This is a genomic window from Pseudomonas viciae, assembly GCF_004786035.1.
Taxonomy (GTDB): Bacteria; Pseudomonadota; Gammaproteobacteria; order Pseudomonadales; family Pseudomonadaceae; genus Aquipseudomonas; species Aquipseudomonas viciae.
In genome coordinates, this window is record NZ_CP035088.1 from 4,028,217 (window position 1) to 4,051,882 (window position 23,666).

Genomic DNA, 23,666 nt, shown 5'->3' on the forward strand with positions numbered 1-23,666 from the left:
CGGGAGGATTAAGTTAGTGACCAACCGCTGCACCCTGCCATGTCGTCACGAGGAACACCCATGACTCAGCACCTGCTTGAACCCATTAAGGTTGGCCCCTACACACTTGCTCATCGCATGGCCATGGCGCCCCTGACGCGCTCCCGGGCCGGGCAGCCGGGCGACCTGCCAACCGCCATGAACGCTGAATATTATCGGCAACGCGCGAGCGCCGCGCTGATCATTACCGAAGCCACGCAGATTTCCCGCCAAGGTCAGGGCTACGCCTGGACGCCAGGTATCTACAGCGACGAGCAGGTCGATGCCTGGCGTCAGGTGAGCACACACGTGCATGAAGCCGGTGGGCGGATATTCATGCAGCTGTGGCATGTTGGACGGGTTTCTCACCCCAGTTTCCAACCCGATAACGCCCTGCCGGTTGCCCCCAGCGCACTGCCCGTTCCAGGCAAGACGTTCATTGTCGATGATCAGGGCAACGGCGTTTGGGAGGATGTACCCACGCCCCGCGCCCTGGAAGCATTTGAGATCGCCGACATCATCAGCGACTACAGTCGCGCAGCGCGCAATGCCTTGAGAGCCGGCATGGACGGCGTCGAGATTCACGCCGGCAACGGTTATCTGCTCGACCAATTCATCAATAGCAACAGTAACCAGCGTGAGGACAATTACGGCAGTAGCGTGGCGAATCGCGCCCGGCTCTTGCTGGACGTCGTGGAAGCGGTTGCCGATGAGGTGGGGGCAGAACGCGTGGGCGTACGGCTGACGCCCATGGGACGCTTCATGGGCATGGGTGATGCGACACCCGAGGCCACATTCGGCTACATCGTCCGCTCGTTGAACCGCTGGCCCCTGGCCTACCTGCATCTCGTAGAACCGGCCGTGGTAGGCACCGTCAAGGACGAAAACTTCGATCCGCGCTGGGACGCGATCATCAGTCAGTTGCGTACGCAATGGAACGGCGTATTGATGATCGCCGGAGGCTACGACCCGCAAACAGCGGAGCAAGCCCTGGCCGCCAACCGTGCGGACATCATTGCCTTTGGCAGACCTTTCCTGGCCAACCCTGACTTGCCACGACGGATCCGCGACGGGCTAGCGCTCAACACCCCAGACCCGAGTACCTTCTTTGGCGGTGACCAGCGCGGATACATCGACTATCCCGCCCATCCATAAGGCAAACATTATCCCAGGCTCGGTCTGCCCGGTGCGCTGTCCTCAGGCGCCTGGCGACCGAGCAGCGAAGTCGCCAACAAGGCGTCCAGCCCCATCGGCTTGGCAAAATAATAACCTTGGGCCTGCCCTGCCCCCATTTCGCGCAACAAGAGCAGCGTTTCTTCATCCTCGACACCTTCGGCCACCACGCTGAGGTCCAGAGACTCGGCCATCCGCACGATCGCCCGGACGATGGCGCGGCTGCGGGGGCTGCTGGTCAGTTCGAAGATGAACGACTTGTCGATCTTCAAGCCGCTGAAACGGTATTGATGCACATAGCTCAGGGATGAAAATCCCGCGCCGAAGTCATCGAGCACCACCGACATACCGTTGTCGGCCAATTGCTGCATGGTCAAGCGGGCAATAGCAGGCTCGGCCACCAGCGCGCCTTCGGTCAATTCCAGGCAGATCCGCGACGGCTCGACCTGGTACCGCGCCAACAGGGCAAGCACATCATCGGCGAAGTCCGGGCGCGTCATGCTGTAGCTGGAGCAATTGACATGCACCGGCGGCCAATTGGCGTGCTCGGGCTGTGCGAGGATCACGGCGATGCGGGTGAGCATATACAGGTCCAATCGACCGATCAGGCGCAAACCCTCGACATCCGGCAAAAACTCGCCCGGCGCGATGATGCGACCGCCCGGCTGATGCCAGCGAATCAGCGCTTCAAGGGCCACCAGCTCGCCGTTTTCAACGCTGACAATCGGCTGGAAATACGGCAGCAGTTCGTCGGTACGCTTGAGCGCATTGCGCAACGCCCCTTCACGCTCGACCTGATCGGAGACTTGCCGACGCACTTCCTGGTTGAACACCCCGTAGCTGTCGCGCCCGGCACTTTTAACCCGATACATCGCCACATCGGCATCGCGCAGCAAGTCGGCGGGCTCGTGATGGAACTGACGGTCGGCGCTGACAATACCGATGCTGCAGGAGGAAAAAATTTCGTGGCCATTGATGAAAAATGGCAAATCGAACACCGCCAGGATCCGTTCGGCGATTTCGATCGCCACCTCCAGCGTCGCTTCCGGCGCCAGCACCGAAAACTCATCGCCCCCCAGGCGCGCCAGCATGTCGGTGTCACGCAAGCAACTGCGCAAACGGTGGGCAGCCTGCATCAACAGCAGGTCGCCAAAGTGATGGCCGAAGCTGTCGTTGACCCTCTTGAAGCGGTCGAGGTCGATGAACATCACCGTCAGTTGCCCGCCTTCGCTCTCGAACCGCGACCAGGCCAGATTGAGGCGCTGTTGCAGATAAGTACGATTCGGTAGCCCAGTCAGCGCATCGTGGGCGTTTTCGTGCTGCAACTTGGCGTTGGCGTGATCGAGTTCGCGGGTGCGGTCCTGCACGCGGGCTTCCAGCTTGAGGTTGGCGGCATGGATCGCCTCGGCTGCGGTGCGGCGCGACAACGCCGTGTCAATGTGCCGGGACACGAACGTCAGCAGCTCCTGGTCGCGCAGGGTGTAGCCCACCTGCGAGGTATAGCTTTGCACCGCCAGCACGCCACGCACGACATCGCCATCGAACAACGGGATGCCCAGCCAGGAATGAAATCGGACCGACTCGTAGGTGACTTCGAGTTCACCTTGCGCAGACAACCGATCAGCATCGAAGGGATCAATCAGGCAAGGGCGACGCTGGCGGATAACGTACTCGGTCAAGCCCCGGCACCCACGTCGTGCCGCCGGGAGGGTCGTTTTCCGCTCATCGACATAGTACGGAAAGGTCACTTCACCGATCGCGTCGTCGAACAGCGCGATGTAGAAGTTCTGCGCGAACAGCAGATCACCGACGATGCCATGCAAGGTTTGAAATAGCTCAGCCATGTCCCCGGGCTGGCTCGACAGCTCTGCAATCTGGAACAGCGCGCTCTGCAAATGTTCGGCGCGCTCTCGGTCTGCCACTTCCTGGCGCAATGCGTCGTTGAGTACCGAAAGCTCCAGCGTACGACGCATCACCGTCTCCTCCATGCCCTCTCGGTTCAGAATCCGGTCCAGGGCCATGGCCACGTGACGGGCAACCACCAGAAACAGCGCGCGGTCCTCAGCGCTGTAGGTACGCGCAACGTCGTAGACCTGCATGGCAAGCATGCCAAATACCTCATCCGAGGCATTTTTCAACGGCGCCCCCATCCAGAACTCGGGACGATCACCCACGCAGTAGAAACGGCCCTCGGCCTGAGCCTCGCAAATGCCGGCAGCGTCGATCAGCAACGGCTGGCCCGTGGTCAACACCTGGCCGGTCAGCGACAGATGCGCAGGGTCAAGGTATTCGTAATGCTGGGACTCCACGGCATCAACGTCGATGATGTCGACGTAATACGGGTAGTCGATCTTGCCTGTGCGCGGGTCATACAACGCGAGATAGAAGTTCTCGGCGTCGATCAGGCTCGCGAGCAACTGGTGAACCCCAACCAGGAACACGGAGCGGTCGCGGGTTGAACTGGCCAGGTAGGTAATCTCGTACAGCACACGTTGAGTGACCTGGGCACGGGCAAGGGTATTGGTCTGAACCTCAATGCCCAAGCGCCGGGCAAACTCGGCGAGCGCCGGCTCCTGGGCATCGGTGACTGGCGCCAGTAGCCATCCCAGCACGCTTTCGCCTCTACCGGTCGGCCAACGGTGCAACTGCCCACTCCGGCAGAAAGCCTCAAACTCTGTATTGGCAATGCTTGATGGCCATTGCACCCGAGGATCGCCTTGCCCGACCAGATGCATCTGCTCACCGGCGCGATATACCACCCATTGGGTGGTATGGGCCCAGTTACGCGCCGATTCCAACAATTGCTCAATCGTGTCTTCGTCGCCTGCGTATGCCATGCCGACAGGATCCGGGGGTTCTTGGCTGTGAGGTGTGACAACGTAATTGTTCGATTGCGGTGGGGAATCGCTCAATGGACGAACACTCATCAGCGCTCCCTGAGCCAATAAATGGCGTGATTTTACTTATCGACTGCCAGAAATATGCCAGAGAGCCCTTGATGTAAAGCTTCCATGCGAATTCCTTATCGGCAATGGGACAGCGCTCACTGGCACGGCGACTTAACAAGTGAGCGCTGTATTGCCGGAAGGTTCAGATGAGGCCGGGAAGTCCTTTGCGAGAGTGGTGTTCTGGAAACGTGTGTTTGGGACAGCCGAATCGCCTCACCACACAGCAATATGCGAATCCGCCCTGGGCTCGGTCCCACCACACAGCACCCCGCTGACCGGATCGCGCAAGATGATCTGGCCCCGCCCGTAATCGGTCAGGTCGCTGGCGATCCGCACGTCATGACCTCGCCGCGCCAGGGCATTGGCCAGGTCGCGGGAGGCACCGTGCTCGATGCCGACTTTCATTTCGCCCAGCCATTGCCAACGCGGAGCGTCCAGGGCCGCTTGCGGGTTCAGGCCGAAGTCCACCAGGTTCATCACCATCTGCACATGGCCTTGGGGCTGCATGTAGCCGCCCATTACGCCGAAAGGTCCAAGGGCCTGGCCATTGCGGGTGAGGAAACCGGGAATGATGGTGTGGAAAGTCTTCTTGCCCGGGGCCAGGCAATTGGCATGGCTCGAATCGAGGCTGAATTCCTGCCCGCGATTCTGCAAGGCAATGCCGCTGTCGGGCAGTACCACGCCGGAGCCAAATCCGTGGTAGTTGCTCTGGATGAACGAGACCATGTTGCCTTCCCCGTCAGCGGTCGCCAGGTACACCGTGCCGCTGGCGTGAGGGTCGCCAGGCTTGGGTGGCAGGGCCTGTTCGCTGATCTGGCTGCGACGGCGAGCGCTGTACTCGGCGCTCAGCAGGTCAGCCACCGCCACGCGCATGTGCAGGGGGTCGGTGATGTAGTGCAGGCCATCGCTGTAGGCCAACTTCATGGCCTCCAACTGGCGATGCCAGGTCTGCGGGCTGTCGCGGTGATCGAAGCTGAAGCCTTCCAGTATTTTCAGCGCCATCAAGGCCACCAGGCCCTGCCCGCTCGGCGGGATTTCCCAGACATCGACGCCTCGGTAGTTGACGTGGATCGGCGCCACCCATTGGGCGCGATAATCCTGCAGGTCCGTGGCGCGAAGGTAACCGCCGCTGGCCCGGGAGTGGGCATCCAGGCGTGCGGCCAGGGCACCGCGATACAGGCTTTCGCAGCGGGTGGCGGCCAGTTCTTCAAGGGTGCGGGCCTGGGCCGGGTTGCAGAAAATCTCCCCGGCTTGTGGCGCGCGACCGTCAATCAGAAAGGTTTGGAACCAGGCATCCAGGACCTGATCACGATGGGGCGCGAACTCGTTCAGCGCGATCTGCCATTGATGGGCAACCACCGGCGACAGTGCAAAACCGTCCCGCGCCAAGCTGATCGCCGGCTGCAGCAACACGGCAAAGGGCAGCTTGCCAAAACGTTGCGACAACTCGGCCCAGGCCGATGGGCAACCCGGGACAGTCACCGGCGTCCAGCCATAGAGCGGCATCTGTTCATGGCCGGCCGCCTTGACCGCCTCGATACTCAGGGTCGCCGGTGCATAGCCGTTGCCGTTGAGGCCGTGCAATTGGCCTTTGCACCAGACCAAGGCAAAAGCATCGCCGCCGATGCCGCAGCCAGTGGGTTCGACTACCGTCAGCGCCGCCGCCGTGGCGATGGCGGCATCAATGGCATTGCCGCCTTTTTGCATGATCTCGATGCCCGCCTGAGCCGCCAGGGGCTGGGAAGCGGCGACCATGCCCCGGCGGGCAAAAACGCTCTGGCGTTGCGACGGATAAGGGTACTCGTGAGCAGAAAATTTCAGCATGGCAAAGGCTCTTCAGCACAAGGATTCATGGGTCGAACTTAGGGGAACACTCTTGCAAAGGTCATAACACGCGACTGAGAAAAGCCCGGGTTCGAGGGTGCGTGGGATGACTGAAAATCTGCTCCGGCGGGCCTTGCTCGATGAGTTCGCCTTGATCCAGCACCACCACACGGTCTGCCACTTCTCGGGCAAAACCCATTTCATGGGTGACCACGACCATGGTCATGCCCTCCTCTGCCAACGCTTTCATCACTTGCAGCACCTCGCCAACGGTTTCCGGGTCAAGAGCGCTGGTGGGTTCGTCGAACAACATGGCCTGGGGTTTCATCGCCAGGGCACGGGCAATCGCCACCCGTTGCTGCTGGCCGCCGGAGAGCATCGACGGGTAGTGGTTGGCCTTGTCCGCCAGACCGACCCGCTCCAGCAGGTTGCGGGCCTGTTCCAGCGCCGCGGCGCGAGGCATCCCGAGCACCTGGATCGGCGCCTCGATGATGTTCTCCAGGGCCGTCATGTGAGGAAACAGGTTGAAGCGCTGAAACACCATGCCGATGTCCCGCCGCTGGCGAGCGATGTTGCGCTCCGAATCGCGCACCAGGCTACCGTCGGCCCGCTCGCGATACCCCATGGCCCGGCCATTGACGCGGATGCGCCCGCCCTGGATGTCTTCCAGCAGATTGATGCAGCGGATAAAGGTGGTCTTGCCCGAGCCGGAAGCGCCGATCAGCACCACCACTTCGCCACGCCGTACTTGCAAGGATATGCCCTTGAGGATCTGCAACTCGCCAAAGGACTTGTGCACATCCAGGGCTTCGATGATCAGCTCTTCACTTTTGTGCGCCATGGTTAACGTGCCCTCAGCAGGTTCAGGGTGCTGCGACCGAACATCCGCGTCGACGCCGGCGGTGGTGACGAGGGCCGGTCCGATTGGCCGAAACGGGCTTCCAGCCAGCGCTGGAAAAAGCCCCACAGCGTGGTCAGCAACAGGAAATAGATCGCCACCACCAGGTACAGCTCGAACACGCGGAACGTGGCCGACGTGACCATCTGGGTGCTGAGCAGCAGTTCCTGTACGCCGATCACGCTGACCAACGTGGTGTTCTTGAGCATCACGTTGAACTCGTTACCCAGCGGCGGAACGATGACCCGGAACGCCTGGGGCAGGACCACGCGGCGCATCAGCTTGGCGAAGGTCATGCCCAGGGAGCGCCCGGCCTCGTATTGGCCTTTGTCCACCGCGCCGATACCGGCCCGGATGATCTCGGCCATATAAGCGCCTTCGTTGAGGCCCAGGGCAATGATCGCCGCCTGGATATTGCCGGGGATCACCAGGCCAAACAGGTCGATGTCTTCGAAGCGGAAAATCCCGCCGGCGGCCAGCGCAGTGTAGAGAAAGACGATTTGCACCAGCAGCGGCGTGCCACGCATCAGCCACACGTAAAAGCGCACCGGCAGGTTCAGCAACGGGTTGCGCGACAACCGCAGCAACGCCGCCGCCAGCCCCAGTGCACAGCCCAGCAACATCGCCAGCACACTGATCACGCAGGTCAGCCAGAGCCCGGTGAGGTAGACCCCGCTGGGCTGTAACAGGTACTGCCAGAACACATCCCAATTGAAATTCATCGGTGGTTCACCTCAATCGAGTGTGTCACTGGCGACATGCCATTTACCGAGAAGTTGGCTGTAGCTGCCATCGCTGCGCATGTCGCTGATCACCTGCTGCACGGCGGCGGTCAATTGCGGATCATCCTTGCGAATGCCCAGGCCGGTGAGAATCCGACTGAAGGCTGGAACCCCTTCTTCGAACAGGTCGGGAGCCATGGCGGCGTAATAACCGGCGGTTTCCACGGTGGTGCCGTAGGCGTCGACCTGGCCGATGCGCAAGGCCTGGAAAGCATCGGTGTCAGTGTTGTAGACCACCAGTTTCATCCCCGGTTTGCCGGACTTGGCCAGGGTTTCGTTCTCGGCGTCGAGCAGGGTCTTGATCGTAGAGCCGTTGAGCACCGCAACCTTGTGTCCAGACAAGTCAGGCAGCGTCTTGAGGGCCTTAGGATTGCCCTTGGGCACCACCACCGCCTGGCTGGAGTACATGTAGTTGACGATATCGATCACCTCGCGGCGCTCGGGCTTGTCAAACAACTGATCGACGATCATGTCGCACTGCTTGGCCAGCAAGGCCGGGAGCAGTCCGGAAAAGGGAATGACCCGCCACTCGACCTTCTTGTCACCCAGGCGCTTGGCGATTTCCAGGCCCAGGTCGACGGTCAGCCCCCTGGGTTTTTGTGCTTCATCGAAAGACACCAGGGGCGGCGAATCCATACCCGAGCAATAGACGAGTTTATCGACCTTGAGCAAGCGCTCCGGAACAACGGGCGCGGCAACCGCCCACTGAGCACAGAATCCCAAGGATAGGGCGACAACCAACAGGCGAGGCTTATGCATGACCAGACACTCCAGTTCAGTAAGTAACGGGCAGTACTCAAAGTCAAAACACCGGCAGGCTCGGGGCCCGCTCTGGTTATTTTTTCGATTGCAGAAATTGGATCAACTCAGGAACGGTGCCTTCGATGTGCGCGCGCACCACTGCCTCGGCCTTATCGGCGTCGCCAGTACGAATTGCGTCGAGGATCACCGCGTGTTCCTGGCGCGCACTCAGGGGTTTTTCCACGTGCTGCAGCCATAGGCGCATGGGCGCCTCGATCAGGGAATAGAGGGCACTGATCTGCTTCAGCAACCGGGGACGACCGCTGAGGCTGCACAGGTATTCATGAAAAGCGCGATGCCGGCTGACCCACTCGGCGCTTTCCTCACGGTAATCGTCCATCTCGTCCAGCAGACGCTCCAGGGCCGCCAATTGGCGCTCGCCTATCCTGGCGACCGCGACACGGATCGCCAGGCCTTCGAGAACGCTGCGCATCTCGAAGACTTCGTGCAGTTCATCGATATCCAGGCCACTGACAATGGCCCCGCGATTGGGCCGAAGGGTCACCAGGCCTTGGGCATCCAATCGACGAAACGCCTCGCGCACCGGCATCCGGCTCATGCCGATCTCGCTGGCGATGTCCTCGGCGATCAGTCGGTCACCCTTGCGGAATCGACCGCCGCAAATGGCGTCCAGCAGGAAGTTGTAAGCCTCCTCCTCGGCCGTCATCGGCGGGCGTTCAACGTAACTCGGAGCGAATTGCATGGCTGCACCTTCTGAATTTTTGTATCCAATTATCCATAAATTCAAAAAAGCAGAATGCATGCCAACTGCATGGATTGATGTGCAAGTGATTGATTTAAAGGAAAGGGCTTACTGTGGGGCATGCAAGAGCCCCGGCGTTAATTGGGTAGACGTGCTACCAAATGGCTCAGGCGGTGACCATTACTGTGCACAGCGGTAGCCAGGTAACACCCAATCATCCAGCCCTGGGAGTGTCCGAAGGTGATTCACCAAACAGCGTTCGGTAATGAGTCGCGAAGTGACTCAGGTGGAAGAACCCCATGGCGACGGCGATCTCACTGACATTCAGCGTGCTTGCACAGGTCGTGATCAAGCGCCGCCGCACGGCATTGAGCCTCAGGTTACGCAGATACTCGACCGGACGCATTCCGGTGACCGCCTGGAAACTGTTTTGCAGGGTCCTGCGGCTCACCCGTAATTGCTCGCACAAATCAAGAATGCTCAGCGGTGTGTCACCACTGTCTACGACCAGTTCCTGGCAGCGCTTGACCAGGTAGGCACTGACGGCAACGTTTCCGCGACGGCCACGCACCTCGTCCGAGGCGTGGCTGAACAGATCGAGGAAGGCGTTGAGCAGCACCTCCTCCAGCATTTTTTCCGAGGCTGGCGTGATGGCATCCGTTTGTTCCAGAAGGTGACGGAACAACGGATGAATCCTTTGCTGGACTCTGAGCAGCACCGCTTCATCCACGCTGATCTGGGACTCGCTTTTCAAACGCTTGAGCTGTTCGTTCGACAGTTCGTAGGCCGCCAGTTTGGCGAATCGAACGGTGTCCACGTTGACCGCGAAGAAGTGCGTGCCTTCCGGGGCATGCAAGACAAAGTCCTCTCCATCGCGCAGCAACACCACGCTGTGGGCACCCACCTGATGCCCCTGGACCACCGGCGCGCTGCCGCTGCCCAGCGACATGGCAATGCACAAGCGCCCTTTTGGCGCGCAGCCGCGCTGCACCACACGCTTATCCAGCACTTCCTGGAAGATCTGGAAACGGTCGGCGCAAATCTGCCGCAGCTCGCTGGAAAGGCATCCTCGACCGAGTTGGTCATAGACTTGTTGCCAGCCCAGGATGGACCCGGCGTGTTGCTGGGAATCATTGAAGGTACGGACTTCGGCGAGCATGATCATCGTTCCTCGGTGGTTCTGCCCTTACTGCCCTTACTGCCTGATGCTGTGTAGGAGCTGTCGAGTGCAACGAGGCTGCGATCTTTCCCCAGACACTTGAATCTCAAGCGAAAGATCAAAAGATCGCAGCCTTCGACAGCTCCTACGTGAACAGTGCCTATTGCTGGAAAACCAAAGCCAGTTCCATGCCAAGCATGTGCAACCGGTACTCGCCCGCCTGGACAGCCATGGGCGGCAGCAACGCTCCAGACAGCACGACCTGGCCCGCCTCAACGCATTGCCCGTCGGCCAGCAAGCGTCGCACCAGCCAGCACAGGTTTGCCTGGGGTGTGTCCTCGCGCGCCTGGGCATTGCCTTCGCCGCAGGGCACCCCGTCGCATTCCAGGCGATAGGTCACGTGGGTCAATTGCTCAGGATGAAACCTGATTCGCGAACCAAGGCAATAAAGCCCCGCGGCGGCGTTGTCGGCCAGAAACGCCCCGACGCCGAAACGCCAGCCCTCCCAGCGGCAATCGGCAATTTCGAACGCCGGCGCGACCTCTGACACGGCGGCCAGGATATCTTCGTCGCTGTAAAAACCAGGCACCAGCGTACGTCCCAGGACAAACGCCAACTCGATTTCCAGCTTGGGCTGGATCAGCCGGGCAAACGCCAGCGTACTGCCGGGCTCCACAGTCATGGCATCGGTCAAACCGCCCAAGACCGGTTCATCAATACCAAAACGGTCCTGGGCGGCGCGGCCAGCGAAGGCCACCTTCCATCCGGTCAACCGCTCACCAGCGACCAGGCGTCGGCGCAATGCCTCGCGCTGCAAGGTGTAGCCCGCCGATAGGTCGAAGGCATGAGGCTCCAACGAAGGCAAGGCGTGTACGGCCTGCGCGGCATCGTGAAGCCGGACCAGCAGATCATCTTCGCGCCTCATGAGAGTTGCTCCGCCAGTTTGCGCAATACGCCTTCAAGCCGCTCGGGTGTGGTGATCGCGGCGACAAATCGATCCGGCCGCACCACCACGATGCAATCTCGCACCTTGGCAAACCACTCGCCCAGGCGGTTATCGATGTCCTCGACGCAGATGGCGCCATCGGCAGACAAGGGTTGGTTACGCCCCACGCCACTGCGCGAACGATTGATCTGGATGAAGCGCGTGTCCCAGCGCGCCCACCAGGCCGCGGTTTGCTCGCTGAGCTGCTCGCTCGGATTGACCCGATACCCCAGGACCGCATAGGAATGCCCCAACACCTCGTCCAGACGCCGGCGCTGGCCCTGGGCATCTTCGATAGACGGCTGGATGAACAACTGCCCGACCAGATCATCCTCATGCAGCTCGGCGCGCTCGTGATACACCAGGCCTTTGGTGATGGTCGCCTTGGGTTTGAACTTGAATTCCAGCAAGTGCGAGCGAAGGTTGTCGACGCTATTGACGGCCTGGAACAACCAGTCCCGGACACCGGCCATCAGCGGATTGGTCAGCCCCAGGACGGCGCCCATGTTGTCGGCCAACGCGATAAGATCGGTCGCATGCCCACGGCGCTCCTGATCGTAACTGGCAAGAATCGCCGGCGACGCCCGTCCTTGGAGAATCGCGGCAAGCTTCCAGGTGACGTTGGCGACATCCCGCAGGCCCGAGTTGAGCCCCTGCCCGGCCCAGGGCGGGGAAATATGCGCCGCATCCCCCACCAGTGCCACCCGGCCCTGGACAAAGCGCGCCGCGACCCGGGAGTTATGGGTGTAGGCGCGGATCCGGATGATTTCCAGTTGATCGACCGCATCGCCGATATGCCCACGGATCAAGTCCCGGATCGTCGCCTCCTCGCACATCCTGGTCTCGTCTTCACCCTCCAGGAGCATGAACTCCCAGCGCCGTTGCTGATACGGCAGGTAGATGCAGACGAAGGGGCGCTGAGGATCGGCATGCAAGGCCGTATAAGGTGCGTCCAGGGTATCGTTGGCTGTGTCGATGACCACCCATTTGCGCGGATGGGTCAGCCCCAGCAGTTCGATCCCGAGCTTCTTGCGCACGCTGGAACGTCCGCCATCGGCGCCGATCACGTACTGCGCCTGCAATTGATAGAGCTCACCCCCGGCATCGCGCACCTGCAAGGTCACGCCCTCGGCATCCTGCTCCAGGTCGAGCATTTCATGGCCCTGGCGCAACTGGACGCTGGTGTGTTTGCCCAGTTGCTCGCGCAACGTCGTTTCAAGCAACTGTTGCATGAAGATGTTGCGCATCGGCCAGCCATAGTTAGCCGTGCTCGGCTTGACCTCGGCAAAACAGACGCCGCGCGCATTGTAGTAACGCAACGGCACGTTGCAGATCATGTCGCGCGCGGCCAGCTCGGCGATGCCGATGCCTTGCAACACCCGCAGCGCCTCGTCATCCATGCCCACCGCGCGGGGATACGGCAGGACGCCGTCAGCCAGCTCAAGGACGACGCAGTCGATTCCGTACAGCCCCATGTAATGAGCAGCCGTGATCCCGTTCGGGCCGCCACCCACAATGACAACCTGGGTTTTCTCCTGCTTCATCGCTATTCACCGCTTTGTTGTTGTGGTTGTAGGCGTTGGTCGTGCAAATAATCCATGACGACAAGGTTGAACATTTCGCTCTGGTCATCATGGACGTAATGACTGGCGTCGGCGATTTCCTCTGCCCGTACCCATGGATTGGCTTGCTTGATCGCCTCAAGGGTCGCCAAGGGCAGGAAATCGGAACGCGCGCCACGGATGAACAGCGTCGGACAATCCAGTGCCCGTACCGCAGGCCAAAGGTCAGTCGGGGTAATACTCAGGCGCGCCTGGGCAATGCCTTGCTGATCGTGACGCCATTCGATTCCGGACAGCGTTTCTTTCATGGAGTGCATCAATCTGGAAGCCAACCCCTCCAGCGACAGGCCTGGTCGGGCCTGGCGCCAGAATTGAGCGGCACTCTCCCAGTCAGGAAACACCAGCGGCGTCTGGCTCATCTCGCGCCGAATGCGTTCGGCGCCATCACCACTGACCGAAGAGCCGGGACCGATGTCCTCGATCACCAAGGCTTGCAGTCGCCCCGGATTGAGCCGCGCATACTCCAAGGCATTGGTGCCGCCGAGGGAATGCCCCACCAGGACAAAACGCTGCAGTCCCAAATGCGCCACCAGGTCTTCAAGGTCGCTGACATAGGCCTCGGTCCGGTAACTGGAGGGATCCGCCCAGTCGCTGTAGCCACGACCGCGCTGGTCAAGGGCATAGCAGCAGTAGCGCTCGCCCAGCGCATTGGCCAGGCCATCCCAGGTCTGGGCGTAGGAGCGCAGCCCGTGCAGCAACACCACCGCGATGCCCGACGGGTTGCCCCACGACAGATAGTGCAGGCGCATCTGCGAGCGATTGGTGAAGAAGTGGCTGTTTGCAGACATTCGTTTGCTCTCCACGATCAACCCACCTCAATGCAGGCCATCATTGCCCTTGATGTCTGCGGCCTGGAGACCGCCCAGGCGTGCATGCAAACGCCCGCGCGTGGCGAAAGCCCAGATGATGATCAACTCGTCCGCCGAGGGTCCATCACCGAACGACAGCGAAATGCTGTCGTAGTGCGAGCGGACATACAGCGCGTCCTTGTGAGCCAGCGGCACATCGATGGTCGCGCCAGGCCCGCCACGCTTGCCTGTGGAAGGGACCCAGGACTTGCCACCGCCCAATGCGACGCGGATAGGATCCGCCGCCGGATTGGTCAGCAATGCGTTGCCATGCTCGTACTCGCCCTGGCTGCCCACCAGGCACGCCTTGCCATAACTGACAACCTCACGCTGCCCCGCCAGTTCCTGTATGCGCCGGCCAAATTCCTGGCCCAACAAAGGGGATGGCTCGATCAGTTCGGCCAGACTTTCGCTGTAGCGCCCGGCATAGGGATTGGCGATCACTGCGGCAATGGCGTATTTGAACAATGGTTCGCCATCGGCCAACTGGCCACTTTCGTTGGCCAGGGTTTCCTCGACGAAGCTATACCATTTGCGGATGTGGTAACTGGCGAAATTTGCGGTTTTCATAAGACAGGTCTCTTTAAAGTGGGTCGAGATCAAAATTGCGGCTGGGTGCTCCGGCGGCCTTGAAACGGGCCTTGCCTCGCTCATCGTCGTGTTCGGTCTCGAGAAAGAATTCCATGCGATTGCCGTCGGGGTCGTTGAAGTACACGCCGTTGCCGATTTCGTGATCGGTGATCTTCACCACCTCGATTCCCTTGGCGAGCAACATGCCGTAGAGCTGGCGCAGCGTGGTCATGTCACCCGCGATTTCCAGCCCGTAGTGCTGCAGGCCCAAGCCGCCCTGATGGGCCCCCGGTTCTGCGCGGATCAAGGCAATGTCGTGATGCTTGGCACCAAACGCCATCATGACCCAGCTATCACCCCTGGCGCTTTCGTGCATGCCCAGAACATCGGCGTACCAACGTGCCGACGCTTCAGGATCGCTCACGAACAGCGACAGGTGAGTTCGAACGACCTCGACTTTCATCGTGCGATACCTCAGTTTTTCTTGACGATGGATTGATGCCCGGACTTGATCTGTGCCACGGCGGGCGTCCAGAGCACATCGGCGATTTCACTGAACTCACGCCACTGCTTCTGCCAGCCGTCACCGCCATTTTCGGAGGTGAACAGGTGTCCGTACTTGGTCCCGGCGACGATCTGGCGAGGGTCGGCAGGGTTGAAGGCAATCGCCCAGATACAGGAATTGGGTTGTTGCGGCAGTGGCAACACTTCCCAACTGAGGGCGGCATCCCGGGAGATGAGCACCTTGCTGGTCGTGCCAGGAGTCCCGTCGGAAATACTCAGGTAGAGGGTGCTTTCACTGCCCAGCGGTGCGTTCATGGCGCGCACGTAGTACAGGCCGAACGTTTCCCGGGCGATGATGCCCGTCCAGGTTTGCCCTTCGTCCAGGCTGCGGTAAACGGCGTTGACGCACACCACCACGATGACCTTCTGGCCATGGTTGGGCAAAACCAGGATGTTGTGGACATCCGAGTTGAAGTCCCACAGCAGCCGATCGTCGACGCGGGTCCAGGAATCACCACCATCACGGCTGTGAAACAACCCGCCCTCTTCCAGGCCGAACCAGAGCTGGTTGCGATCCGTCGGGTCGTAGGCGAAGGCCAGCAAGCGCGGACGACTGACCCCTTCACAGAATTCGGGGATATCCACCGGCGCGCGCTCCCAGCTCAGGCCGGCGTCGAGGGTACGCCACAGCACGGCACGTGAAGGCGCGCCGGTGCCGACGAAAATACGCCGCGCATCCTGCGGATCGACGGCAACCTTCCATACGGTCTGGCCGTTGAACGGCGAATCCACCCGCTGCCAATGGCCGCCGGTGTCATGACTGACGCACAGGCCGACGTCGGTACCGGCATAGATCACTTCAGGCGCGCCGGGATGAACGCTCAGGGATCGGGTGATTGCATCAAACTCAAGATCTTGTCCCAGCCCCAGGCGATGCCAGGTATGGCCATCGTCGGCGCTACGGATCACCGCCTGTCCCACAGTGGCGACCAAAAGGGTTCCGTTACTCATCACTGCTGCTCCTCAAATGAAGATGCCACGGGTCAAGCCGCCATCGATGCCAATGGATTCCCCAGTCACGGCGCCCGCCTTGGGGGAAGCCAGGAAACCGATCAGCCAGCCCATTTCGATAGGCGCCAACGTGCGCCGGATCGGCGTCGCGTCGATGTAGCCCTGCTCTACCTGCTCAGGTGTCTTGCCCTGCTTGACGCCTTCGCGCTCGTACAGCTCCTGGATGTGCGGGGTGTCCACTACACCGGGGTGAATCAGATTGACGGTGATGCCCGATGGGCCCAATTGATCGGAGAGGGTCTTGGTCATGTGGGCGATGGCCAGGTTGCGCATGCCCGAGAGCACCTTGCTGCCACGCCCGGTCAGGCCACCGATGTTGATGATGCGACCGAAACCGCCGGCCTTCATGTGCGGGGTCACCGCCTTGGCGCAACGGAAATAGCCGATCACCTTGGTGTTCAGGTCCGAGAGCAATTCGTCGTCACCGGCGTGTTCGATGTCGTTGCGCACCACACCGGACGGGGCCGCGGCGCCGTTGACCAGGATGTCGATGCGGCCAAAGTGCTTGTGGGCCGCCTCGACCATGTCGGACACCGCCGACATCTGGTTGGTGTCACAGAACAGCGGCAGCACTTCGTTGCCGGTCTCTGCGGTGATTTCCTCGGCGGCCTGCTGGAGAAACTCCATGCGCCGCGCACAGATCACCACCTTGCAACCTTCCTGGGACAGAAAACGCGCGACTTCCTTGCCGATGCCCATACCACCGCCGGTGACGATCGCCACGCGGCCTTGCAATTCCAGATCCATAGCAGTTCCTCTTGTGATTGTTCGGCTCAGGCGAGATCGACGAAGACACTTTTGGTTTCGGTGTAGGCATCGATCACGTTCTTGCCCATTTCCCGGCCCCAGCCGGATTGTTTGTAGCCGCCAAATGGCGAGGCCGGGTCGACTACGTTCCAGCAGTTGATCCACACCGAACCGGCCTTCAACTGCGCAGCCACGCGATGGGCGGAACGCAAGTCACGGGTCCAGAGACCGGCGGCCAGGCCGTAGGGCGAGTCGTTGGCACGCAGCACCAACTCATCGATCTCGGTCCAACTCATCACGGTCAGCACCGGACCGAAGATTTCTTCCCGGGCGACACAGGCACGCTCGGCGCGGTCGAGAAACACGCTAGGCCGGATGAAGTGGCCACGTTCCAGGTGGGCCGGCCGGTCACCGCCGCAGATCAGTTCGGCGCCTTCTTCCTGGCCCCGTTGCAGGTAGCCACGCACCGTGCCCAATTGCCGCGCCGAGACCAGCGGGCCCATGCTGCTGGCCGGATCCAGGCCAGGCCCCAACACATGGGCGGCCGCGTGGCGCTGGAGTTCTTCAAGCACCTGGTCAAGGACGCTGGCGTGCACGTACAGACGCGATCCAGCGGTGCAGACTTGCCCCTGGTTGTAGAAAATGCCGTCGGCGGCGCCTTTGGCGGCCCGGACGATATCGGCGTCCGGCAGGATGATGTTGGGGGACTTGCCACCCAACTCCAACGAAACCTTCTTCATGTTGCCGGTGGCGGCCTGGGCGATCAGTCGTCCCACCTGGGTCGAGCCGGTGAAGGCGATCTTGTCCACGTCCAGGTGCTGGGCCAGCGGTGCGCCGGTATGCACACCAAGACCGGTGAGCAGGTTGACCACCCCGGCCGGAAAACCGGCGGCCTCGATCAGTTGCACCAGGCGAATGGCAACCAGGGGGGTCTGCTCGGCGGGCTTGAGTACGGCGACACAGCCGGTCGCCAATACCGGGCCGAGCTTCCATACGCACATGGTCAACGGGAAGTTCCACGGCACGATCAACGCGCAGACACCCACCGGCTCACGCAAGGTGTAGTTGAGCATCGGTGCGCCACTGGAGGGCGATACCGGCAGCGTGCTGCCTTCGATCTTGGTCGGCCAGCCGGCGAAGTAGCGAATGATATTGGCCGCACTCGCGGCTTCCCCGCGGGCGTTGGCAATCGGCTTGCCGTTTTCCAGGGTGATCAGTTGCGCCAGCTCTTCGCGATGCTGGTCGAGCAGTTCCGCCAGGCGAAACAGCAACAACCCACGCTGGGCCGGTGACTGCTGTGCCCAGGTCCCCGTGAAGGCCGCGCGGGCGGCAGCGACGGCGGCATCCACGTCGCGTTCGCCGCCTTCGGCGACTTCAGCCAGGGTCTGTTCAGTGGCTGGGTTCTCAACGGCAAACCGGCGGCCATTGGCGGCGTCCTGCCAGGTGCCGCCGATAAACAGGCGGCCCGGTTGCGACAGGAACTTCTCGACGGCAGGTAACAATTGAATCTGGTTCATATCCGCTCCTTCACAGCGCCATTTCAATCAGGCAAGGACCGCCGTCGGCCTTGGCGTTGGCCAGGGCGCGGTGCAGCTCACCATTGGTGTGCACAGTGCTGGCCGGCAAGCCATAGCCCTTGGCCAGGGCTTTCCAATCAATGCGTGGACGGTCCAGTACGGTCAGGCTCAAGGCTTCGGGGCCCAGTTCGGTCATGCCAAAGCGGCGCAACTCGTTCTGCAAAATGGCGTAGCGATGGTTGGCCGCGATCAGGATCACCACCGGCAATTGTTCGCGGGCGATGCTCCACAAGGTCTGGATGGTGTACTGGGCACTGCCGTCCGATTGCAGGCAGAACACCGCGTTGCCACGCTCGGCCATGGCGGCGCCAAAGCCCACCGGTATACCCTGGCCGATGGCCCCACCGGTGTTGGTCAAGACCCGATGCCGCGCGGCGTGGGCCGAGGCGGTGAAGAATGGATAGCCACATGTCCCGCCTTCCACCGAAACGATGCAGTCGTCCGGCAGCGATGCGGCCAGCACTTGCCCTACGGATTGGGGCGTCAACGTGGCATCGCCTGACGGCAGCTCAATACCGGTTGGCGTTGGCACATAAGCCGGCGCCTCAAGCGCATCGGCAAGCGCAGTGAGCGCTCCGGCAACGTCGTCCCCCACTTCCGCCAGGCAGAGCAGGCGTTCACGTTCCGCCAGGCGAGAAGCGATGCCTTCATAGCCGAAATAACTGATCGGATCCGGCACGCCGGCACAAACCACCGCGTCGTATTGATCAAGGATCTCAATGGCCACTTCGGGGAAGTAAGGCAGGCGATCCAGGTCAGGCAGGCCACCCCCGCGATAGCTCAAGCGCGGAAAGGTTTCGGCGAACAGGCGCACACCCGGCAACTGGGCCAGGCGCCCTGCCGCTTCGAGCCCGGCCACGGACAAGCCTTGGTCGCCAACGATAAAAACCAGGCGCCGGCCATCACGCAGTGCCTGTGCGACCGCTTCGATCCGGTCACCGGCAAAACGCCGAACCGGAGCCTGCAACGCGGTGAAGGCGCGCTCACTCTGTACTTCATGGGCTTGCAGGTCCATTGGCAGGATCAGGCTGGAAATCTGCCCCTTGGCTTGCCAGGCCGCGCGCACCGCTTCCTGGAAATCTTCCCCTACGCCTGAGGCGGTACGCGATGTGCGCACCCAGCCGGAAACACTCCCGGCCAGCGCCTGGATATCACTGGCCAGCGGCGGATCGTAATTGACGTGCCATGACGCGTGATCGCCGATGACGTTGACAATCGGGGTGTTGGCGCGCCGCGCGTTGTGCAGGTTGGCAATGCCATTGGCAAAGCCTGGCCCCAAGTGAGTCAGGGTCATCGCCGGCTTACCGGCAATCCGGCCATAGCCGTCCGCAGCACCGGTGCATACCCCCTCGAACAAGGACAACACTGGCTTGAGAGCTGGCGCACTGGCCATGGCTGCCACCAGGGGAATTTCAGTCGTTCCGGGATTGGCGAAGCAGTATTCGATACCGCTTGCCACCGCCGCCTTCACTATCAGTTGCGCACCATTCATTTCCAGCCCTCTTGATCGAGCGTTTGCAGTGGCTGAGATTTATCACACAGAAGAATCGACAAAACAAGCTATTTTCTTGCATTAAAATCATATCTTGAGATTAATGCATTTTTTAAGCGAGCAATTCGCTGCAATTCAGCTTGTATTTCTCAGGCGTTGGGTTACCGTGACAACGCGCTCCTGAGCGAGCCGGCGGGCTTTTCTTCACCGCCGCGGCTACCTATAGTGCTCACCCAACGACCACCAACGCGCCATTCCCCCTCTAGGAGCGAAATGAGCAGTCTGAGCAAAATGCTGAGTGTGCTGGACCTCTTCGGCCCGGCCACGCTGAAGATCGACCCCGAGACCATCGCCGAGCGCATGGGCCTGTCACGGGCGACCGTGTACCGCTATGTCAAGGACTTGTGTGATGCCGGCCTGCTGGTGCGGGTGGATGCCGGCAGCTATGGCCTGGGGCCGCGCATCATCGAACTCGACTGGATGATGCGCCAGTACGACCCGATCCTCGTGGCGGGCCGCGAGTTGATGCACGAGCTGTCCGAAGCCACTGGCCTGGCAGTGTTCGCCAGCGTTTTCTATGACGGGCACATCATCAACACCTACATCGCCGAACCGAATGACACCTACCAGTTCGCATTCGGGCGCGGCCAGCCGCTGCCGTTTTTTCGCGGTGCACAATCCAAGGTACTGATCGCCTTTCAAAAGGGACGGCGCCTGCAACGCTTGTTCGAAGAGCACATGGCCAATGACCCGGACAATGCCTATGACTGGGCAAGCTTTTCCAAGGCAGCGAAAAAGATCCGCAAGGATGGTTATTGCCTGACGCACGACGAACTCAACCTGGGGCTCACGGGTATTGCGGCGCCGATCGTCAACCCAGAGCTCGACGAAGTGGTGGGCAGCCTTTCGGCCGTCGGCAGTACCCACAACTTCAAGCTGCTGCGCCAGGAAACCGTGATTGAAATGGTGATGGACACCACCCGCCGCATCGCCGAACGAATGCACTGAACCCGTGTGGGCCGGGCTGGCGCTGTAGGAGCTGTCGAGCGAAGCGAGGCTGCGATCTTTCTCCCGGACACTTGAATCTCAAGCGAAAGATCAAAAGATCGCAGACTTCGGCAGCTCCTACAGTGCGCCCCAGCGCTACGGGTTTAGCCAATCAGCTCCCCGCCTCAGAACGGCACGGCCACCGTCACCTGGCTGTACACGTTGGTACCATTGCCCGCCACTTGATTGCCCCCCGTCGTGGCGTCCCGATCCGGCTTGTAGAGACCTATCAACGGCGTGACGATCAAATGCTGATTGACGGCCCACTCGGCATATAGATCCAGCTCCTGCGCGTCCAGATTGAGGGCGTTGCTTTTGCGCACGGTATTGAAATCAAAGTACAACACGCCGAGGGTCAGGTTTTCCAACGGCATGGCCTTCAGGCCGACATGGTGGATACCCGTGTTGGTGTTGAATGGCCCAGCGTAGTTACCCGCGACTTCGCCCTGGAACCAGGTGCCATAGCCGGTACTTTGACCGGTAAACAGCGAATCCCACTTCTGCGAATAGCGGGTATAGCGATAGGTCAGCTTCGGCGCCCAGGCGACGTTTGCAAAGGTGTATCCGGCCTCGGCGTACCAGGCTTTCTCGGGACCGGCGTCCTTGTCTTGCCAGGCGTACTCAAATGCCAGGCTGGCATTCTCGATCCCCGCATCGCCTTCCCCGCGAATGCTGTAGACGTCCATGCCCTTGCGCTGTTTCTGGAAATCGCTGGCCCACCGGTCATTCACGTCGATGCCATGCACCCACGTCAGCCCCAACGTACCGGCCTTGGCGGTGTAATCCAGCGTCCCGGCGGCGAGTTCGGTTTCGGCCTGGGCGCGGTTGTCGGACTTGAGCCACACCGCACTGCCATGCAGCCCATCCTGCCCACCCAGGCGCAACACGGCGGTTTGATCGAAGGCGTGCCGGGCCGCAAGGTAATAGGCGCCCCCACGATTCAAGCGACCATCGGCCGGCCCTTTGCCCAGGTTCGGCCCGTCATCGTTGATCAAGAATCCCCGGCCCAGCTTGACCACCTGGCGGCCACCGGAGATGTCGACACCGTCCTGCCCCAGCACAGGGAACAGATCGGCGGAGCGCCAACCCAGGTAAGCGTCTTCGATCTTGGTGGTGCGCTCGGACCCAAGGGAATTACCGGCCGGATCGCCATCGCCCCAAGTGGCGGAACTGATCAGGTTGAACGCACCATAGGCAGTGCCACGGCCGACCAGGCCCTGGTCGCCGCTGACGCCATACTTGATGAAACCTTCGCGCCAGGTTGAACCGCCGGGCGTGCCGTCGTAGTTCTTGCGGCTGTTGAAATGGCCGAACACCGCCAGCATGTCGGCGTTGAGGTGAGTGTCTTCGTCGGCATACAACTCATAGGCCTGAACCTGACTCGTGGCACAAAGCGCCAGCGTACAGGCAAGACCTCTGCCGAAAAAACCCATACGCGATAGAGACCGCATGGCTGGAGCTCCTTGTGGCGCACCTTTGAAGGCCGTCTTTATATTCAGGAGCCGGCGCAGGACACTGCGCCGGCTAACAGGTTAACAGGCTAGCGGCAATCGGCGAGCGCGCTGTCCAACGCGCCGACCATCAGGGCAGCCTCGTCGCTGGTGAGGGTCAGCGGTGGCGACATCACGATTTTGTTACCTATCGGGCGCACCAGTACGCCGGCCCGACGCGCTTGCTCGGCGATGCGCGAGGCCAGGCCGTTGGCCGGGTCAAGCGGCTCGCGCGTGACCTTGTCCGCCACCAGGTCCACGGCGATCATCAAGCCCTTGCCGCGCACCTCGCCCACCACCGCATAACGTTCGGTCAGCGGTTGCAGTTGCTCCAGCAACTGGGCTCCGACTGTCCCCGCGTTACCCGGCAGATCCTCGGCCTCGACAATGTCCAGCACCGCCAGGGCCGCCGCACAAGCGGTCGGATGCCCGCTGTAGGTGTAGCCGTGCATGATCACACTGCTGAAGCCCGGGCCATTCTCGATCGCATCGACGATGCGCTGGTTGAAGACGGTGGCACCCATGGGGATGTAACCGGCGGTAATGCCCTTGGCCAGGCACAGCACGTCCGGCGCGACACCCCAACCACGACTGCCCAGCATGCAACCCGTGCGACCGAAACCCGTCACGACTTCATCAGCGATCAACAAAATGCCATGGCGATCACAGACTTCGCGTAGCTTCTTCCAGTAATACTTCGGCGGCACAATCACCCCACCGGCGCCCTGCACCGGCTCGGCGATCAGCGCAGCGATGGTCTGGGCACCCAGCAGTGCGATCTGCTCTTCCAACTGGCGAATGCAGTGGGCGGTCAGCTCTTCCGGATCCCGGCAATCCCAGGGATTGCGGTACAACCAGGGCGTATCAAGCAAATGACAGCCCGCCAACAGCGGCCCGTGGTTGTAGTGGTAGACACCGTTGCCCCCCACGGAGGTACCGCCCATGTGTACGCCGTGGTAACCGTTGCGTAGCGACAAAAAGCGGATTCGCCCCGGCTCACCACTGGCAACCCAGTACTGGCGCGCCATTTTCAGCGCGGTCTCCACCGCATCGGAACCGCCGGAACTGAACAGCACCCGCGTCATGTTCTCTTGGGCAAACATTGAGGTCAGGCGCTCAGCCAGGTCGAACACCCGGGGATGGGCGATGCCGTCGAATGTCTGGTAATAGGCCAGTTCATCCAGCTGCGCGGCGATAGCCGCCTTCACCGAAGCGCGGTTGTGGCCCACGTTGACGTTCCACAAACCGCCAACGCCATCGAGCATGCGATGGCCCTCGATATCGGTGATGTAGTTACCGTCACCCCGAGCGATGACCAACGTCTTGGCGCGCTGCGCTGGCGCCGAAGAGCTCATCGGGTGCCAGAACTTTTTCTGCGCTGTCTTGTATTGCTCATACATGGTTCAA

20 protein-coding genes are annotated in these 23,666 nt (G+C 61.3%); 2 read left to right on the forward strand and 18 right to left on the reverse strand.

Annotated elements, in window-relative coordinates; genetic code table 11:
• Nucleotides 1–60 precede the first annotated feature (60 nt).
• On the forward strand, nucleotides 61–1,173 hold the full coding sequence (locus tag EPZ47_RS17410) for an alkene reductase (protein ID WP_135845939.1): 1,113 nt from the start codon (nucleotides 61–63) through the stop codon (nucleotides 1,171–1,173).
• 8 nt (nucleotides 1,174–1,181) lie between these two features.
• Here EPZ47_RS17410 and EPZ47_RS17415 read toward each other — a convergent pair whose 3' ends face one another.
• The 16 genes from EPZ47_RS17415 to EPZ47_RS17490 all read right to left on the reverse strand — a co-directional run bounded on the left by EPZ47_RS17415 (nucleotide 1,182) and on the right by EPZ47_RS17490 (nucleotide 19,722).
• Nucleotides 1,182–4,118 carry a bifunctional diguanylate cyclase/phosphodiesterase gene (locus EPZ47_RS17415; protein ID WP_135845940.1) on the reverse strand — a complete coding sequence of 979 codons (2,937 nt, stop codon included), beginning with the start codon at nucleotides 4,116–4,118 and terminating at the stop codon, nucleotides 1,182–1,184.
• 234 nt (nucleotides 4,119–4,352) lie between these two features.
• Entirely contained in the window at nucleotides 4,353–5,963 is a 1,611-nt protein-coding gene (locus tag EPZ47_RS17420; RefSeq protein WP_135845941.1) for a gamma-glutamyltransferase family protein, read from the reverse strand.
• A 61-nt stretch (nucleotides 5,964–6,024) separates the two neighbouring features.
• Complete coding sequence (locus EPZ47_RS17425) at nucleotides 6,025–6,804, reverse strand: amino acid ABC transporter ATP-binding protein (protein WP_135845942.1); 780 nt, start codon at nucleotides 6,802–6,804, stop codon at nucleotides 6,025–6,027.
• Between the two features lie 2 nt (nucleotides 6,805–6,806).
• Nucleotides 6,807–7,583, reverse strand: a complete 777-nt coding sequence (locus EPZ47_RS17430) for an amino acid ABC transporter permease (protein ID WP_135845943.1) — start codon at nucleotides 7,581–7,583, stop codon at nucleotides 6,807–6,809.
• 12 nt (nucleotides 7,584–7,595) lie between these two features.
• Nucleotides 7,596–8,402 (reverse strand): ABC transporter substrate-binding protein, encoded by an 807-nt coding sequence (locus tag EPZ47_RS17435; RefSeq protein ID WP_135845944.1) that lies wholly within the window; start codon nucleotides 8,400–8,402, stop codon nucleotides 7,596–7,598.
• Between the two features lie 76 nt (nucleotides 8,403–8,478).
• Nucleotides 8,479–9,147 carry a GntR family transcriptional regulator gene (locus EPZ47_RS17440; protein WP_135845945.1) on the reverse strand — a complete coding sequence of 223 codons (669 nt, stop codon included), beginning with the start codon at nucleotides 9,145–9,147 and terminating at the stop codon, nucleotides 8,479–8,481.
• A 214-nt stretch (nucleotides 9,148–9,361) separates the two neighbouring features.
• Nucleotides 9,362–10,306 carry a helix-turn-helix domain-containing protein gene (locus tag EPZ47_RS17445; protein ID WP_135845946.1) on the reverse strand — a complete coding sequence of 315 codons (945 nt, stop codon included), beginning with the start codon at nucleotides 10,304–10,306 and terminating at the stop codon, nucleotides 9,362–9,364.
• A gap of 160 nt (nucleotides 10,307–10,466) precedes the next feature.
• A complete protein-coding gene (locus EPZ47_RS17450; protein WP_135845947.1) occupies nucleotides 10,467–11,231 on the reverse strand; it encodes a 2-keto-4-pentenoate hydratase in 765 nt (254 codons plus the stop codon).
• Nucleotides 11,228–12,835 (reverse strand): bifunctional 3-(3-hydroxy-phenyl)propionate/3-hydroxycinnamic acid hydroxylase, encoded by a 1,608-nt coding sequence (locus EPZ47_RS17455; protein WP_135845948.1) that lies wholly within the window; start codon nucleotides 12,833–12,835, stop codon nucleotides 11,228–11,230. The genes EPZ47_RS17450 and EPZ47_RS17455 overlap by 4 nt, the downstream gene beginning before the upstream one ends.
• Nucleotides 12,836–12,837: 2 nt before the next feature.
• Entirely contained in the window at nucleotides 12,838–13,701 is an 864-nt protein-coding gene (locus EPZ47_RS17460) for an alpha/beta fold hydrolase (protein ID WP_135845949.1), read from the reverse strand.
• A 27-nt stretch (nucleotides 13,702–13,728) separates the two neighbouring features.
• Nucleotides 13,729–14,331, reverse strand: a complete 603-nt coding sequence (locus EPZ47_RS17465) for an amino acid synthesis family protein (protein WP_135845950.1) — start codon at nucleotides 14,329–14,331, stop codon at nucleotides 13,729–13,731.
• Nucleotides 14,332–14,344: 13 nt separating this feature from the next.
• Nucleotides 14,345–14,794, reverse strand: coding sequence for a VOC family protein (locus tag EPZ47_RS17470; protein WP_135845951.1), 450 nt, complete (start codon nucleotides 14,792–14,794; stop codon nucleotides 14,345–14,347).
• Between the two features lie 11 nt (nucleotides 14,795–14,805).
• Complete coding sequence (locus EPZ47_RS17475; RefSeq protein ID WP_135845952.1) at nucleotides 14,806–15,846, reverse strand: WD40/YVTN/BNR-like repeat-containing protein; 1,041 nt, start codon at nucleotides 15,844–15,846, stop codon at nucleotides 14,806–14,808.
• Nucleotides 15,847–15,858: 12 nt separating this feature from the next.
• Nucleotides 15,859–16,653, reverse strand: a complete 795-nt coding sequence (locus tag EPZ47_RS17480) for an SDR family NAD(P)-dependent oxidoreductase (protein ID WP_092445563.1) — start codon at nucleotides 16,651–16,653, stop codon at nucleotides 15,859–15,861.
• A gap of 26 nt (nucleotides 16,654–16,679) precedes the next feature.
• The gene (locus EPZ47_RS17485) at nucleotides 16,680–18,170 is read right to left on the reverse strand and encodes an aldehyde dehydrogenase family protein (protein WP_135845953.1); all 1,491 of its coding nucleotides are present in this window, start codon (nucleotides 18,168–18,170) and stop codon (nucleotides 16,680–16,682) included.
• Between the two features lie 10 nt (nucleotides 18,171–18,180).
• Nucleotides 18,181–19,722, reverse strand: a complete 1,542-nt coding sequence (locus EPZ47_RS17490; RefSeq protein WP_135845954.1) for an acetolactate synthase large subunit — start codon at nucleotides 19,720–19,722, stop codon at nucleotides 18,181–18,183.
• A gap of 273 nt (nucleotides 19,723–19,995) precedes the next feature.
• Here EPZ47_RS17490 and EPZ47_RS17495 point away from each other — a divergent pair, with 273 nt between their 5' ends.
• Entirely contained in the window at nucleotides 19,996–20,730 is a 735-nt protein-coding gene (locus tag EPZ47_RS17495) for an IclR family transcriptional regulator (protein WP_135845955.1), read from the forward strand.
• Between the two features lie 164 nt (nucleotides 20,731–20,894).
• Here the strand turns inward: EPZ47_RS17495 and EPZ47_RS17500 are convergent, their stop codons facing one another.
• Both EPZ47_RS17500 and EPZ47_RS17505 read right to left on the reverse strand, forming a co-directional pair.
• Nucleotides 20,895–22,220: an alginate export family protein gene (locus EPZ47_RS17500; RefSeq protein ID WP_135845956.1), complete on the reverse strand. Its 1,326-nt coding sequence runs from the start codon at nucleotides 22,218–22,220 to the stop codon at nucleotides 20,895–20,897.
• Between the two features lie 89 nt (nucleotides 22,221–22,309).
• Entirely contained in the window at nucleotides 22,310–23,659 is a 1,350-nt protein-coding gene (locus tag EPZ47_RS17505; protein ID WP_135845957.1) for an aminotransferase class III-fold pyridoxal phosphate-dependent enzyme, read from the reverse strand.
• Nucleotides 23,660–23,666: the final 7 nt, after the last annotated feature.